At 65.2% G+C, this 16,482-nt stretch carries 12 protein-coding genes; 7 read left to right on the top strand and 5 right to left on the bottom strand.

Annotation, left to right across the window (positions count from 1 at the left end):
- Positions 1-17: 17 nt before the first annotated feature.
- The 6 genes from WG208_RS12445 (at position 18) to WG208_RS12420 (ending at position 5,573) form a co-directional block, all read left to right on the top strand.
- Positions 18-1,280, top strand: coding sequence for an alanyl-tRNA editing protein (locus WG208_RS12445; RefSeq protein WP_337171686.1), 1,263 nt, complete (start codon positions 18-20; stop codon positions 1,278-1,280).
- 54 nt (positions 1,281-1,334) lie between these two features.
- Complete coding sequence (locus WG208_RS12440; protein ID WP_337171685.1) at positions 1,335-2,060, top strand: porin family protein; 726 nt, start codon at positions 1,335-1,337, stop codon at positions 2,058-2,060.
- Positions 2,061-2,083: 23 nt separating this feature from the next.
- A complete protein-coding gene (locus WG208_RS12435; RefSeq protein ID WP_337171684.1) occupies positions 2,084-2,629 on the top strand; it encodes a DinB family protein in 546 nt (181 codons plus the stop codon).
- A 192-nt stretch (positions 2,630-2,821) separates the two neighbouring features.
- On the top strand, positions 2,822-4,804 hold the full coding sequence (tkt, locus tag WG208_RS12430; RefSeq protein ID WP_337171683.1) for a transketolase: 1,983 nt from the start codon (positions 2,822-2,824) through the stop codon (positions 4,802-4,804).
- Positions 4,805-4,986: 182 nt separating this feature from the next.
- Positions 4,987-5,271, top strand: a complete 285-nt coding sequence (locus WG208_RS12425) for a type II toxin-antitoxin system ParD family antitoxin (protein ID WP_337171682.1) — start codon at positions 4,987-4,989, stop codon at positions 5,269-5,271.
- Positions 5,268-5,573, top strand: a complete 306-nt coding sequence (locus tag WG208_RS12420) for a type II toxin-antitoxin system RelE/ParE family toxin (protein WP_337171681.1) — start codon at positions 5,268-5,270, stop codon at positions 5,571-5,573. The genes WG208_RS12425 and WG208_RS12420 overlap by 4 nt, the downstream gene beginning before the upstream one ends.
- A gap of 147 nt (positions 5,574-5,720) precedes the next feature.
- On the opposite strand, the gene WG208_RS12415 is transcribed toward WG208_RS12420, so the two are convergent.
- The 4 genes from WG208_RS12415 to WG208_RS12400 all read right to left on the bottom strand — a co-directional run bounded on the left by WG208_RS12415 (position 5,721) and on the right by WG208_RS12400 (position 13,736).
- Complete coding sequence (locus WG208_RS12415; RefSeq protein ID WP_337171680.1) at positions 5,721-7,322, bottom strand: hypothetical protein; 1,602 nt, start codon at positions 7,320-7,322, stop codon at positions 5,721-5,723.
- A 15-nt stretch (positions 7,323-7,337) separates the two neighbouring features.
- Positions 7,338-10,475: a SusC/RagA family TonB-linked outer membrane protein gene (locus WG208_RS12410; RefSeq protein ID WP_337171679.1), complete on the bottom strand. Its 3,138-nt coding sequence runs from the start codon at positions 10,473-10,475 to the stop codon at positions 7,338-7,340.
- 468 nt (positions 10,476-10,943) lie between these two features.
- On the bottom strand, positions 10,944-12,581 hold the full coding sequence (locus WG208_RS12405; RefSeq protein WP_337171678.1) for an amidohydrolase family protein: 1,638 nt from the start codon (positions 12,579-12,581) through the stop codon (positions 10,944-10,946).
- 66 nt (positions 12,582-12,647) lie between these two features.
- A complete protein-coding gene (locus WG208_RS12400; protein ID WP_337171677.1) occupies positions 12,648-13,736 on the bottom strand; it encodes a hypothetical protein in 1,089 nt (362 codons plus the stop codon).
- Positions 13,737-13,864: 128 nt separating this feature from the next.
- Here WG208_RS12400 and WG208_RS12395 point away from each other — a divergent pair, with 128 nt between their 5' ends.
- A complete protein-coding gene (locus WG208_RS12395; protein ID WP_337171676.1) occupies positions 13,865-15,061 on the top strand; it encodes an FAD-binding oxidoreductase in 1,197 nt (398 codons plus the stop codon).
- Between the two features lie 448 nt (positions 15,062-15,509).
- On the opposite strand, the gene WG208_RS12390 is transcribed toward WG208_RS12395, so the two are convergent.
- The gene (locus tag WG208_RS12390; protein WP_337171675.1) at positions 15,510-16,316 is read right to left on the bottom strand and encodes a PEP-CTERM sorting domain-containing protein; all 807 of its coding nucleotides are present in this window, start codon (positions 16,314-16,316) and stop codon (positions 15,510-15,512) included.
- Between the last annotated feature and the right edge of the window lie 166 nt (positions 16,317-16,482).

Genomic DNA, 16,482 nt, shown 5'->3' with positions numbered 1-16,482 from the left:
GACACCCGCTTCCACTCATGTCCGAATCGTCCGCGCGCACATCCGACACCGCACGCCTCTACTACGACGACGCCACCCTCGCGCGCTTCAGTGCGATCGTGACGGACATCGCCAACGAGGGACGGGTCGTCTATCTCGATCGCTCGGCCTTCTATCCCACATCGGGCGGTCAGCCCCACGATCTGGGCTGGCTGGCCGAAGTGCCGGTGGTGGACGTGGTGGATGAAGACGAGCGGATCGCGCATCATCTGGCCGAACCCCTCGGGCTTCCCGTGGGGGCGATGGTGGTGGGTCAGATCGACATGGGGCGACGCATCGATCACATGCAGCAGCACACCGGACAGCATCTGTTGTCCGCGCTGCTGGCCGATCGATATGGCTGGCCCACGGTGAGCGTGCACTTCGGCGACGTCACGTCGACGGTGGACGTGGCCGTGGACGCGGCCATGGACGGGTCGGCGAATGATGTGTCAGCCGAGCAACTCGCGGAACAGCTCATCAAACAACTCGCCGAGATCGAAGCGCGCGTCAACACGCTCGCGCTGGACAATCTCGACGTGACCATCAGCTACGAAGACGCCGCCACCGCGTCGGGACTGCGCAAGGCCAGCGATCGCGAGGGTGTGCTGCGCATCGTCACGATCGACGGACTCGATCGCAGCGCCTGCGGCGGCACGCATGTTTCGCGCACCGCGGAGATCGGCGCCATCCTGTTGCGCCGCGCGGAGAAGACGCGTGGCCATGTGCGCATCGAGTTCGTGTGTGGACACCGCGCCGTGGCACGCGCGCGGGCCGACGCCGAACTGCTCACCCGCACGGCGCGACCGCTGTCGGCGGCACCGCAGGATGTGCCGGCGCTCGTGGAACAGCTGCAGCAACGCGTCGTGGAGCTCGAACGGGAGCACAAGCGACTCACTCTCGAGCTGGCGAAACACGAGGCATCGGCCCTGTGGACGGAAGCGCCGGTGGACGGCAACGGTATCCGCCGCGTGCGTGTCGCCGTGGCGGGCGCGGTGAAGGACGCGGAGCCGCTGGCGCAGCAGATCATCGCGCGCGGGAATTGCCTGATGCTGGTGACAAATCCGGCCATGGGCGGAGTACTGCTCGCATCAGCCGCCGATGTGGCCTGCGACGCGGGTCGTGAACTCCGCGCCGCACTGCAGTTGGTGGGTGGTCGCGGCGGCGGTTCGCCACGTCTCGCTCAGGGCGCCGTGCCCGGTGATCACGACGATCATCGTCGCGAAACCCTGAATGCGGTGGCCCGTATGCTCGGTTTCTAGCTGGCGCGCCGAACTCCTCGGTGCGCGCCAGCCCTCAACACCCTGGAGTCATAGATGCCTTCCTTCATTGCCCGTTCCTTCGTGTCCATTGCTGTGGCAACGCTTGCCATGGCTGCTCCGAGTGCCGCGCAGTCGTCCGTACAATTCGGTACGCTGGCCGGTCCGGCCCTCACGTCCATCACCGATCTCGACAAGTCCGCCGACATCGGTGCGAACATGCTGAAAAGCAAGGGACGCCTGGGTCTGCAGGGCGGTCTTTTTGCCATGATTCCGGTGAAAGGCGCGCTCTCGCTGCAGCCCGAGGTGCACTACTCGCAGAAGGGCGGCAAGCTGGAGACCACCGTCGATCTCGGTGAAGCGCAGAGCACGGGTGACCTCGCGATCGGATTCCGGCTCGCCTACGTGGAGATTCCGGTGTTGGTCCGGCTGGACCTCGGCAGCCGCGGCAGCTGGCATCCGTTCATCACGGTCGGCCCCGCGTTTTCCCTGCGTGCCTCCTGCTCGGTGAGCCTGGAAGCGGCCGGTGCGGGATCGATCAGCACGGACTGTGATGAAGGCGAGCTGGGCGAGGAAGCCGGAGCCGCCGCATCCAGCGATCCCTTTGCCAAGACCGATATCGGCGGGATCGCCGGCGTCGGCTTGACGGGATCGCTGCTCGGACGCTCCGTATTCGCGCAGCTGCGCTACAATCAGGGCTTCTCGTCGATCGCGAAGGAATCGGTCGACAACGTGTCACCCAGGAACCGGGGCTTCTCCGTGGTGTTTGGCCTCGGGTTCTGAACCCGCCATTCACCACCCCTCCAATGCCCAGCCTCCGTCCCAGCACTTCCGAACACGCGCCGTGGGCGCTCCCGTACATCGAAGCCACGGAGGCCGCGCTGGCGGCGTCAGGATCCGATGATGTCGTGAAGCTGTTGGAATCTCAACCGGGTCTTCTGCGGAAGATGCTGGCCGGAGCGCCGGCGGATATTGGGGCATTTGCCTATGCACCGGACAAGTGGACGCTGGGCGAATCGCTGCTGCATGTGGCCGACACGGAGCGGGTGTTTGCCTACCGCCTGCTCCGGGTCGCGCGTGCGGACGGCACACCATTGCCGGGTTTCGACCAGGACGCCTGGGTTCCCGAAAGCCGGGCGAGCCGCCGCTCGTTGGAGGACATCATCGGCGAGTTGGAATCGGTGCGGGCCGCCACGCTGACGCTGGTGCGTTCGCTCGATGACACGGCGCTGACCCGGACCGGGACGGCCTCCAATCACGCCGTTTCGAGTCGGGCGCTGATCTGGATGATCACCGGACACATGGCGCATCATCTCGGGATCACGCGGGACCGGTACCTGGCCGCTCGCTGAGCGGACCCTGGCTAGATTTCAGGGCTGTGGCGCATCGGCGACTGGATGCGCCCGCCCGTCCGTTCGAGACCCTTTCCCCGGGTCCGTGCCCTGATCTCTTCGGAGCGCTTCGTGTCCGCTGCGTCACCCTCCGGGCCAGCGTCTGCTGGTTCGTCCGTTCCTTCTGCTGCTGTTGTCGCCTCGCCGGAAACCGTGCGTCTGGCGATCGATACCGTTCGCACGCTGGCCATGGACGCCGTCCAGGCCGCCGAGTCCGGACACCCCGGCACTCCCATGGCGCTGGCGCCGCTCGCCTACGCGCTGTACGCGAAGCACCTGCGTCACGATCCGGCGGCACCCGACTGGGCCGATCGTGACCGTCTGATCCTCTCGGTGGGTCACGCGTCGATGCTGTTGTACGGCGCGCTGCACCTGGCCGGATATGATCTGCCGCTCGACGAGATCCGGCATTTCCGTCAGTGGGGCAGCCTGACACCGGGCCACCCCGAAGTGCATCACACGAAGGGCGTGGAGACCACCACCGGTCCGCTCGGACAGGGCGTCGCCAACGCCGTGGGATTTGCCGTGGCCGAAGCGCACCTGGCCGCGACGTTCAATCGTGATGGATATGCGGTGGTGGATCACTACACCTGGTTCATTGCCGGTGACGGATGCCTCATGGAAGGCATCTCGCACGAAGCCGCGAGCTTCGCCGGCCACATGAAGCTGGGCAAGCTGATCGGCTTCTTCGACGACAACGGCATCACCATCGACGGCAGCACGTCGCTCACCTGCAGCGACGATGCGGCGAAGCGTTTCGAAGCGTACGGCTGGCAGGTCCTGCACATCGCCGATGTGAACGATCTGACGGCGATCGATGCCGCCATCGCGGCCGCCAAGGCCGACACGCAGCGTCCGTCGCTCATCATCACGAAGACGCACATCGGATACGGATCGCCGAACCGGCAGGACACCGCGAAAGCGCATGGCGAGCCGCTGGGCACGAACGAGATCGCGCTCACCAAGCAGGCATACGACTGGCCGGGCACCGAGCCGTTCTTCGTGCCGGATGCCGCACGTACACACTGGCACGAAGCCGCCGCGGCGCGCGCCACGACCCATGCCGACTGGCAGCAGCGCTGGGCCGCCTACACCGCCGCGTATCCCGAACTGGCCGCCGAATTCACGCGTCGCCTGCGGGGCGCGCTGCCCGATTCCCTCGACGCCGCCTTCCCCACGTTCGACGCGAAGAGTGGCAACGTGGCGAGCCGTGCGGCGAGCGGCGTGGTGCTCAACGCCATCGCGCCGGTGCTGCCGGAACTCATCGGCGGCAGCGCCGATCTCTCGGGCTCCAATCTGACCACGGTGAAGGGCGCGCCGCTCTTCTCGGCGCTGGAACCGGCCGGTCGCAATTTCCCGTTCGGCATCCGTGAGCATGCCATGGGCGCGATCATGAACGGCATGGGACTGCACGGCGGCATCATCCCGTATGGCGGCACGTTCCTCGTGTTCAGCGACTACATGCGGCCCGCCATCCGTCTCGCGGCGCTGATGGGCGTGCAGGCCATCTACGTGTTCACGCACGACTCCATCGGTCTCGGCGAAGACGGTCCCACGCATCAGCCGGTGGAGCATCTCACCGCGCTGCGGTGCATTCCGAATCTCGTGGTGCTGCGTCCGGCCGACGCCGATGAAGTGAGCGAAGCCTGGCGGTTCGCGCTGCGGCATCGCAGTGGTCCCACGGCCATCGTGCTCACGCGGCAGAAGCTGTCGTACTTCGGCGAACCGGCCCGCGCGCGCGCCGGTGTCCCGCATGGCGCTTACATCGTGGCCGATGCCGCCGGTCGCGTGCCCAACGTGGTGCTGATGGCCAGCGGTTCGGAAGTGGAGATCGCGCTGGCCGCGCGTGAGCAGTTGTCGGGACACGGCATTCACGCGCGTGTGGTGAGCTGCCCGAGCCTCGAGCTGTTCGCGCAGCAGCCTATCGAATACCGCCATCACGTGCTGCCCGCCGGTGTGCCGCGAGTGGCCGTGGAAGCCGCGCATCCCATGTCGTGGTACCGCTGGGTGGGCGATACCGGCACCATCGTGGGCATCGAGCGTTTCGGCGCCAGCGCGCCGTATCAGGTGCTGTACGAGAAGTTCGGCATCACGGCCGAGCATGTGGCGGCGGCGGCGAAGTCGGTGTCGCAGTAACCGCACGCACGACGCACCATCCGCTATTCGATACCAATGCGGGCCCGGGACAGAGTCCCGGGCCCGCTTTGGGTTTGGGTGGCGGGTTCGTGGCGAGTCGGGTCTTCTCATGCACAATGTCACACTTTGACATCCCCGGAGGTTCGGGGTATTCTCCGGCAACACCTAGCCGGAGGTACCTCGTGAGTTTGAATGTTTCACTCACTCCAGAGCTCGAAGAGTACGTGGCCTCGAAGGTCGATGGTGGTACCTACAAGTCCGCCAGTGAAGTGGTCCGCGACGGATTGCGGTTGCTCCAGGCTGCCGACGAATCGAAAGCCGAGTGGGCCGCGGGCGCGCGCGCAAGAATCGAACATGGCTGGCAAGAGGCCCAGAACGGTCAACTGGTCGATGGGCCGGCAGCGATGGAGCGCATCAAGTCGCGCATGGAAGCCACTTTGAAAGGCCGCTCGAAGAAGCGCGCGTGACGGCTTCTCGGTATCTCCTCACATCAGCGGCAGAAGCTGATATCGACGGAATCATCCAGCATCTCGCGGAACGCAGTGAAGATGCGCCGCTGATCGTGTATGCGGCTTTCATCGAGGCTTTTGAACTTCTGGGCGAGCACCCACGCATCGGCCATACTCGAAAGGATCTGACGGAACGTCCCCTCCGATTTTGGAGCATTCACTCCTATTTCATCGTCTACAACGACGCGACGGCACCGTTGCAAATTGTCGCCGTCGTTCACGGGGCACGCGACGTCAGATCGCTGATGAAAGAGCGATGACGTTACGCGGCATAGTCTGTGTTCCTGGTTGCTGGTTGCAGGTCTGGTGGTGAACAACAAAGCGGGCCCGGGACTCTGTCCCGGGCCCGCTTTGTTGTTCACCTGGCGTTCACCGCCAAACCTGCGACCCCAAACCCACGACTGCCGCTACGGGCACCGCGTGAGTCCACTCACCGGGCACCGCTCCGGATCACGCGCCGGCGCGCTGCCCTGACCGCCGGGGCCACCAAAGGTGTAGAGCGGCAATTGCAGCGTCTGCAATTCGCGACCGGGAATGGGGAGATGGATGGGCGTGTTCTCCGGCAACGTCTGCCAGCCGCGGGCATCGAAGAATGCGATCACGCCGCTCACCCCTATGCCTTCCACGCCCTTCTCATACCGCAGGGCATCCCACAGGCTGCCGCACGCACCGTTCTCCTTGCGCGGCACGCAGCCCGGCCCATCAGGCGGACCATCGGTGGTGACCGGCGGCAGTTCGCCGTTGGCCACGCGGGACTTGTTGATGAGTGGTACCGCTTCGGCCGCACGTCCGAGACGGATGAGCGCTTCAGCCTTGAGCAGATCCATCTCCGTCACCGTCATGGCGACCTGCGGACCGGTCTGCCACGTGAGATCGGTTCCGTTGCGCTTGTAGTAGTAATACGACCAACGGTAGGTGCCACGATCGGCGGCAAAGATGGTGTTCTGGTTGTAACCCATGTACTTGCCCACCGACGCCGGGCCCGTGGGACCCTGGATGCGCCGATCCTTCGTGACAATCTGGAACGGCTGACGCGTGGCGTTGTCCGTGGCCACCCAGTTCCTCCACCCGTTCGAGGAATCGGCCGGTCCGATGAGCCAGTAGCTCGGACGACCGAAATCGGATGGACGACCGGCGGTACGCAGACGGGCCACCAGACGCTTCCAGTCATCCCAGAGGATGTCGGGTTGCGCGGTGGGCTGGAAATCCGTCTGGATACCCGCGTCGACCCGGCGGATCACTTCGGCCCAGTTCACCGCGGCGCGTTCGGCACGCGAGCGCGCCGAGTACACCAGGATGCGCGCCGCGAAGGAATTCGCGAGACGCACGAACTGATCCTTGTTCAACGACTGGAAGAGCCACGAGTCCGCCGGGAACGTCATGCCCGGCTGCGTGTTCGCGGTGGCGATGGCCGCATCGAGATACCCAACCGCGGCCGTGGTGATCGCCTTGTAATCGGAGAACTCGGGCGTGCGGATGGTATCGAGCTGCGTCTTGTCGTCGATGAGCGGTCCCTTGTCGAAATAGAGACCGACATAGCCGTACGAGATGCCCTGCATGAACTGGCCCATGGCCTTCGCCCGGGCCGTGCGCGTGGCGTTCTCGATCACGAGACCACGATCGATCGCCGCCACCACATCATTGGCCGTCGAGATGGTGCGATAGAGTCCGTACCACGGCGTTTCCGCCACGGCACGACGCGCATTCACCGGGCTGTTGTTCCACGACGACCGGGGCTCGGCCGAGAGCTCGAGCTGACCAAAATCGGCGAAGCCCGAAGTGATCTCGCGGGCCATGGTGGCGAAGGCCCACGCCGGATAGTCGTCGTGTCCCCCTACCGGCCACCACGTACGGAACGAGGTGGCGACGAAGGTTTCCGTGGTGATCGGCTGCGCCGTGGCGCGGGCCGCATCGGGACGGTTCGGATTGACGACATCGAGGCTCTGGCAGGATGCCGCCACGAGAGTCAGCCCGACCGGGAGCGTGTACTTCTTGAGTGAGGAAATCATGTGAAGGCTCGCCGGTCAGAAGGTGATCTCGACACTACCCGTGAACGTGCGGTAGCGCGGATAGACGAAGCTGTCGAACCGGTTGAGTACGGTGCCCACTTCGGGATCGTAACCCTTGTAGTTGGTGAACGTGAGCAGATTGCGACCGATGAGGGACAACGACATCTGTTCGACGCCGGCGCTGGCCAGCGCGCGCACCAGACGGTTCGGCACGCGGTACTTCAGCGAGAGCTCGCGCAGCTTCACGTAACCACCGTTCTCGACGAAGTAGTCGGTGGGATCGTTGGCCGAATACAACGCCACGTAGTACGCCGTGGTCTTCTTGAGCTCCTGCGGCTTGCCGGCCTGATCGACATCACGGCTGCGGCCATACTGATACATGCGCTGGTTGGTGCGGTTGTAGACATCGCCGCCCACCTGTGTATCCCACAGCATGAACAATTGCAGGCTGCGCCAGCCCACCGTGTTGGAGAACCCGAGACGGAAGTCGGGGTTGCCGTCACCGATGCGCACGACGGCCGGATTCCCGAGGGAGTCGACCTGGCGGATGGCCTGGCCCCAGCCGTAGTTGGTGGCGCCGATGGTCGTGGTCGTGCCCCAGAGCTTCTTCGTTTCGCCGTCGGTGAAGTTGTTGCCGGCACCGACCCACACGAGCAGGCCGTCGTCGTTCACCTGGAATTCGCTGGCGCGGGCGGCAGCCGCCGCCGGCAACTGGTTGGCATTCCGCATGAACGCGAAGCCGTACATGTTGCCCAGCGTTTCGTTGGCGCAACGGTACTGGATGGTGTTCGTGGTGAAGCAGGACCGGTTGAACTCGGTGATCTTGTTGCGCGAGCGGTCGAACACGAGGCCCGAACGCCACGTGAAGGTCGGACGACGCACGATCTGGGCTTCGAACGTGGCCTCGTACGTGTTGCCGGTGACGGTACCGGCGTTCTGCCACTGATTGGCGTAGCCGAAGAAGCCGGCCAGCGGAATCAGGATGAGCTGCTCGGTGGTCTTCTGGCGCGCGTACGAAAGCTGGATCGAATACCGGTTCTTCACGATGGCGTCGATACCGATTTCGGTTTCCTTCGAATACTCGGGCTTGAGGAAACGATTGCCGAGATTGGCCTTCACCAGGCCGCCACCTTCGACGAAGTTGTAGGTCTCGTACTGGTCGTTGAAGTCGGGACGACCGCCGGCCGTGCCCTGCGAGACGCGCAGCTTGAACTCGTTGAGCGAGGTCTTGAACGGCCACCAGTCTTCCTGCGACACGCGATAGGCCGCGCTGCCACGATAGTACCAGTTCTCCTGTTCCTCCGGACCGAAGAGCGAGCTGCCGTCGCGACGGACCAGCCCGTCGACGATGAGCTTGCCGAGATAGTCAGCCGCGGCACTCACGAAGAAGGAGTTCGTGCGGATGCTTTCGTTGGTGGAGGTGACGAAGCGCTGGGTGACGTTGTCGAGGCTCTTCACGCCCGGTGCGGCGAACGTGTTGCCGCTGGCGGTGGCGACGTTGTTGGTTTCCCGCTCGAGCAGGCCACGCACGGTGGAGCGCAGCGTGAAGCTGCCCAGACGCTTCAGCAGATTGGCCGACAGGGAGGCATTGAGCGCGTTGGTCGTGCCGTTGAAGACGGACATCTCGCCCGGCCCGCCCGTGGCGTAGCCTTCGGTCTTGACACCCTGATCGAGGAAGAAGGTGTTGTACCGGTCGGAACGATCGTAGCTCAGGTTGCCGTCGACGGTGAGCCACGAACGCGGCGTGTACTTGGCCGAGAGGCTGCCCTGTGTACGCGCCCGGTTGCGGTAGTTCTCTTCCGTGACGAGCACGTAGAGCGGATTCTCTTCACGCCCTTCGAAGTCGGGCTGGAAGATGTACGGCGTGCCATCGGGGTCGGGCTGACGGAGATCGACGTCGGGCGCCTGGTTGATCAGGTCGAAGAACGTATCGCCGTACAGGTTCTGCCGCTTGGAGCGGCTGTGATACGCACTGATGCCGATGCTCAGATCGCTGCGCGGCCGGTGATCGAGATTGAGACGGAAGTCGTTCTGATCGTAGCGGCCGGCATTGAGCACCACGCCGTCTTCGCGCGAGTTCACGTACGAGAAGAACCAGTTGGTCTTGCCGCCGTTCTGCGCGATGTTGAGCGAGTTGCGGGCGAAGTTGCCCGGGTTGAAGAAGCGGTCGACCTGATCGTAGAGCGTGCCGGCCTTGTAGATGCCGTCCTGAAAGGAGGTGTACGCCGGCTTGGCGATGCGCTGTTCACGCGGCACGACCTGTCCCGCGGCATTGAGCCAGTTGCCCTGGGCGTCCACTACATACGGATGGTTCTCCGCCCAGTGCACCTTGTGCCCCAGTTCGTTCGAACCATACTCGGAACGGACGGTGAACTTGGTGGTGCCTTCGGCGAGGTTGGTGCCGCGCCGCGTCTGGATCTGGATGACGCCGGACGAGGCGCGCGAGCCGTACAGCGACGCCGCGGCCGCGCCCTTCACCACTTCCACACTCTCGATGTCCATCGACTGCAGATCGGCGCTGGCCGCGTCGAACGAAGCCGACTGGATCACGCCGTCGACGACGACGAGCGGCGAGTTGCCCTTGGAGATGGACGTGGGCGTGCGCAACATGATGTTCGTCCCGCCGCCCGCCTGACCGGCGGGCACCACGCTGACACCGGCGATCTTGCCCTGAATGGTTTCGAGCGCGTTCGACGCCGGCACCGGCGCGTCCTCGGCACTCACACGACCCACCGTGAACGGCACCCGCGTGCCACTGGCCGGATCGACGACACCGGTGGTGACCATGGCCTGCAGATTGAGCGCAGCCGCATCCATCTTGAGGTCATACGTCAGCGTGGCACCGGCATTCACGGTGATCCCAGCCCGCTCGATACGACGATATCCCAATCGGATGGCTTCAAGGCCGTAGGTTCCGGCAGGCACATTCACAAAGGTGTATCGTCCATCGGCAGTGGTGCGCGCTTCCAGTCGCGTGGTTCCACGCGAGAGAAAGAGCTGCACCGACTGCAGGGGTTGTCCGGTAGCGGAATCCGAGACCGTACCGACAACGCGGCCGGCCGGACCTTGCGCCGATACCGATGCTGCGGCACCAAAGCTGGCACCAAGCAGCAACGCCATCAGCACACGGGCCACGGCAGATCGTGAGACCATCAGTCCTCCTGGGGCAGTATGGGGTAGCGCTGACTTCACTCCCGGTACGTCGTCGAAGCGTACGTCGTTGACCACGGCATCTATGTGCCGGATGGAGGGGAGTGACTGGCTAAGCTATCGCCCCTGCCATGCGAGGGAAAGCGTGTGGTGACGCGACCCGCCGATGGGCTGTTGTGCTCTCAGGGATTGCACCGGAAGGACGCGTGCACGAGCAGGGTGTTCATCGGATGCAGATCGAACACGCGTGAGACATCGCGTGAAGAGCTGAAATCCGATACCCGGGGATCATTCAGATTTCGTCCCTGCTGCCGGACGGGAAACAGCGTCGACGCAGGCCGATACTTCTGCGGACCAGTTGCGACACATCGCTTCGTCGGCGCGTGAGAGATCATCTCGTCCGCCGCATTTGTCCGCGAAACGGTGAATGCCCTCCGTGTTCGCGGTGCTGCTCCCGTTGCCCGCGAATGCTCAGCGTTTCCGCAAACCCCGTCCGGCCAACACGCCGGTCACGGCTCCATTCCGCACGGCCGGCCGGCCATTCACGAACACGTGACGCATGCCGGTTGCCAGTTTCGTGGGTTCGGTATAAGTCGCCTCTTCCCGGATGGTCTTCGGATCGAACACGATGACATCGGCATAGGCACCCGCGCGCAGCACGCCCCGATCGGCGAGACCGTACGTGCGTGCCACCTGACCCGACGAGGCCTCGACCATGCGGGCCATGGTGATCACCGGCTTGTCGAGTACATAGCGGCGGATCTTGCGCGGGAACGTGCCATAGAGCCGGGGATGGCCCGCCGATCCATCGGAACTCGTCATGACGAACGGGTCGCGCATGAAGGTCTCGATGTCGGCCTCGGTCATGTTGAACGACGCCACACCCATGTCGAATCCACGATCGATGAGATCGAGCGCCGCCTCCACCGCCGGCCGGCCGCTCTCGCGCGCCACCTGGGCCAGGGTCTTGCCGATATACGGAGCCGCCCCGCCGACTCCGTTGATGAGCAGCAGCGTGCTGTCACCGCCCCGGCGTCGCAGGTTCTCCGTCATCTCCGTGAGGATGCGCGCGCGCACAGCCGGATCGGCGATGCGGGCCCGCAGGGAATCGCCTCCACCGGCCTGCGCCCAGCGCGGCAGCAGCGCGGCGCTGAGTCCCGTGCCACTCGCCGTCCAGGGATACTGATCGGCCACCACCACGCAACCGCGCGCACGGGCTGCACGCATGATCGACAGCACGCTGTCCGCCTTGCCCCACACATCCACACCCAGCGCCTTGATGTGCCCGATATTCGTCGTGAGTCCCGATCCGCAGCCGATGCGGATGGATTCTTCCACCGACGCAAAAAGACCGATCGTATACGAGCTCTCGTCCCGCTGATGTGTATCGTAGACGCCGCCGAATGGACGGGCTGCGGACACCACCGACAGCACTTCCTCCGTGCTGGAATACGACTGCGGCGCGTAGAAGAGTCCTGACCCCACGCCATAGGCCCCCTGCTCCAGCGCCTGCACGACGAGCGCCCGCATCTGCTCGATCTGCCGCGGGGTGGCCGGCGCCGAGGACGCACCGAGTACACGACCACGCACCGTGCCGAATCCCACAAGGGCATAGGTGTTTGTGCCCAGGCCGGCCTTTTCCGCGCTGTCGAGCACCATGCGCACCTCGATCGGTCCGCGCCCATCGGCGCCCAGCACCACGGTGGTCACCCCCTGCATGAGCGCGGAAGCATTCTGCCGGCCGGTGGGGCCCAGCCGGGGCAACCCTTCGTACGAATGGGTGTGCGGATCGATGAAGCCGGGTGCGACGATCAGCCCCGACACATCGATGCGTTCCTTTGCCACGAGTCCGCGCGGGACGGGTCCCACGAATCGGATGCGATCGCCACGAATGCCCACCGCCACGGTGCGGGCATTCGCACCCGTGCCATCGTACACCTGCCCACCCGTGAGCAACACGTCCACGGTATCGACCGCATTCGTCTGCGCTTCGGCGCGGCTGCCGGTCAGAAGACCGATGACGACCGCACCGGCTGCGATGAGCGTACGGGTCAGAACCGGTCGGAGCCGGGAGGCGGCGCGTGCAGGGAACCGTGGGGCCGGCGACATGGTCGTGGGATTCGTGAGGGATTCACGGGAATTCACGGGAATTCACGCGGGAGAGCAAACGTGAGGTCACGTGGGATTCGGAATGGCCAGACGCTCGAAGATCAGGGCCGCGGCCGCGAGGTCTTCGAGCGCGTGACCCACCGACTTGAAGAGGGTGATGTCATCGGGTGTCCGTCGGCCCGGACGCGTGCCGCGGAGGAGTTCCCCGAGGTCGGCCCGCAGATGATCGCGATCGATGGCGCCACTCGCCAGTGGCTGGACGAGATCTCCGGCTTCGCGCAGCGCCGCAGGATAGTCGTCCACGAAGACCTGGGCCCGCTGGACCGCCAGGTCGTCGACCTCCCGCATGTCGGGCGTGAAGGCGCCCACCAGATCGAGATGGACGCCGGGCTCCAGCCAGGCGCCCTGTATCACCGGGGTCGAGGCCGTGGTGGCGCAGGTGATGATGTGGGCCCTGCGGCACGCCGATTCGAGCGATTCCACCGATTCCACGGCCGGCATGTGATGACGCATCCCGCCATGCCCGACCTGCGAGTCGACCTGCGAATCGGCCCGCAACTGACCGGCAACCTCCGCGGCAGTCGCCGCGGCCCGCGCGGGATCGCGGCCCCAGACGAGGACCTGGCGGATCGTCGGCTGCAAGGCACAGTGCGCCCGGGCCATCCACGGGGCGAGGCGTCCCGTGCCCACCACCAGTAGCGTGTGCGCGCCGGGACGTGCCAGCGCCCTGGCCGCCACCGCCGAGGTCGCGGCGGTCCGCCGTACCGTGAGAGCCTCACCGTCGAGCAGCAGGCGCGGCGCCCCGGTGGCCCGATCGAGCAGCAGATAGCTGGCGTCGACCGTTCGCCCGCCATGTCGTGGCGCGTCGGGAATGACGGTCACGAGCTTGAGGCCGATGTAGCGTGTGTTCCATGCCGGCATGAGCAGCAGTATGTCGGCGGCTGTTTTGCCGTTGGCATCGGGGCCCGCATCGGGACCCCCGCCGGCGGTGCTGGTTCCGGGTGGCCGCAGGGTGTGCGCATGCCGTGTCGGCACCGCCGGCGGATGGATGAACGCGGCGGTCAGCGTCGCGGCGAGCGTCGGCCAATCGAGCTGGGCGTGGATCTGGTCAGCCGTGCAATGCTGCAGCAGGTTGCCTCCAGGCGAATGGGTCATGGACGTGCCACGGACGTTCCGGACGTTTCATGTCTCTGGACCGGCATGACACGATTCTACATCGCGCCGCCATGCGCAGCAGCGCGACGAGCGGATTCCGATGGATTTTTTCGACGACGGGAGTGGGTATGGATCGGCGGACGGACCGGCGGGTGGTGATCGTTGGCGGCGGGGTGATGGGCTCGGCAACCGCATGGTTTCTGGCACACACACACGGGATCCGGGCCGTCGTGCTCGAGCGCGATATGTCCTATGCGCTGGCATCCAGCGCACGGTCCGCGTGCGCGATCCGGCAGCAGTTCTCCACCGCCATCAACATCCGCGTGTCGCAGGAAAGTCTGCTGTTCTATCGTGCCATCGGTGCGCAGCTCGCGGTGGCGGGCGAGCAGCCCCGCATCGGTCTCGTGGAACCGGGATATCTCTACCTGTCGGCCACTGCCGAGGGCGCGACGGTGCTTCGTGAACAACATGCCCTGCAGCAACAGCACGCCGTGCACACCGCCCTGCTCGATCCGGCGGCGCTCTCGGCGCGTTTCCCGTGGCTGCACGTGAATGATCTGGAGCTCGGATCGCTCGGGCTTTCCACGCCCACCAGTGGTGAGGGTTGGTTCGACGGCTATGCGGCCATGCAGGCATTCCGCCGCGCCGCGATCGAGGCGGGCGCGCAGTTCGTCGAGGCGAATGTGGTGCGCTTCACACAGGACGATGCACACGTTCGCACCATTCACGATGCGACAGGACGGGTATTCGAAGCGGACGAGGTGGTGGTGACGGCGGGAGCGTGGTCGGGGCATGTCACCCATCTGCTCGGCGCGCCGCTTCCCGTGCATGCGCGCAAACGGGATGTTTTTGCCATCGAAGCCGACGTGGCGCTGCCCGATGCGCCCCTGCTGATCGATCCCAGTGGCGTGTGGTTCAGGCCGGAAGCGGAACCGGGCCGTTTTCTCTGCGGCGCGCCTCCGCGCGTGGACGCCGATGATGTCCCGCTCGATCGCGTCGATCACAGCCTCTTCGACGAACACATCTGGCCGGCCCTCGCGCATCGTGTGCCCGCATTCGACGCATTGCGGGTGACGTCGTCGTGGGCGGGCTACTACGAGATGAACGACTTCGACCACAACGGATTGGTGGGCGCGCTCCCGCCATTCGCGAATGTCTTCGTGGCGTGCGGATTTTCGGGACACGGGCTGCAGCAGGCGCCGGTCGTTGGCCGGGGTCTGGCCGAACTGATTGCGACGGGCAGATATCAGACGCTCGACCTGACGCCGTTTCGCGTGACGAGAATTGGGGAAGGGAGGCCGCTGCTGGAGCGGAATGTCATTTGAGTTCTGGCCTCTGGCGTCAGATTGTCAGACAGGGTCAGAGGTGAGAGATCAGCCGGTCAGAACTGAGACGGCGATCGAATTGAGAAATCAGATAACAACGAGATGAGAGGTCTGAGCACTTCGCCCGCAGGTGGGGTGCTGACGCGAGGGCTCGGCGTTTTGCGGGGCGCTTCGCGCCCCGAGGACCCTGCGGGCGCCCGGCCCGCAGCCGGTGGCGCGCACGAACGGTCGTCGCCGCCAGCGCTCAGATTTCTGACCTCGTGGTTGTCTGATCTCTCAATTCGATCGCCGTCTCAGTTCTGACCGGCTGATCTCTCACCTCTGACCCTGTCTGACAATCTGACCCAGACGCCAGAGGCCAGTGGTCAGATCCCAGAGGCCAGAGCCCCAAACGAAACCGGGTCGCCTCCGCGTGGAAGCGACCCGGCCGCACCGCCCGTCCCGTTGTTCACGCACGCCGACGGCGCGCGGCCATGGCGATGGCTGCCAGCCCCGCCACGAGCAGCGTCACCGTGGACGGCTCCGGTACCACGCTCGCCCGTGCGGATGCCGCATACAGTCCGTCGCCGAAGAGCTGGGCGGTATACCCGGCTCCGTTCGATCCCGCCAGCGACAGGCTGTTGCCGTTGTTGGAATAGAGCCCCGAAACACCCGTGAAGAGCGCGGCGCCATACGGCGCTTCCGTCGACCATGTCGACGTGTTGTGTACACCGGCGATCCCGTTGTACGAAGACGCTGCCTGAATGCCGAAGTAGTCGAGGAACGTGTTGAACGCCGCCGCTTCGTTCGCGGAAGAAAGAACGCCCGTCCCGAAGTTCACGAACACGCTGCCGCCGCCCAGCACGTAACTCTGCAGATCGGCCTGCAACTGCGCGTTGTCGACCGCAGCGACGGTGCTGGCATCGACGAACACGGCGCTGTATCCGGCGAACGTCGCCAGATTGGCACCGGCATTGTTGTTCGTGGTCGTGAAGGTGTAACCACCCGTGCTCAGGTCTCCGCCGATGCCGGCTGTCGGGAACCCGAAGTTGCCGCTGGCGATGAGCACCGAGCCCGACGTGCCGCCCGTGAGCCACGAGGCCACGTTGCGCATGAACTGGGTGACGTTGGCGCTCCCGGCCTGCGTACGGCCCGACGCGTCGAGCGTCCACTCGTCGTTGTTGACGAAGATGCGTCCCTGCGCCCCGGCCGTCGTGAACGACGACACCAGCAACGTCAGGGCGGCAATGCCGCGGAGGATCGACGGGCGAATCATGAGCAGGTCCGGGAAATGGGCGACGAATCGAGGCAGCGTGATGGGATCGTCCGTCGCAAAACCGGGGCCATCGATTGGGTGACCAACAGCACGCAGGAAGCCCATTCTTCGGCTTTCTTTCGCGGACTTTGTTCCCATGAGCGTAGCACAGCGACTGCGCGCATGC

The sequence above is a fragment of the Gemmatimonas aurantiaca genome, assembly GCF_037190085.1.
Lineage (GTDB): Bacteria > Gemmatimonadota > Gemmatimonadetes > Gemmatimonadales > Gemmatimonadaceae > Gemmatimonas > Gemmatimonas aurantiaca_A.
The sequence above is the reverse complement of the archived record's forward strand: the minus strand, read 5'-3'. Positions and strand labels throughout refer to the sequence as shown.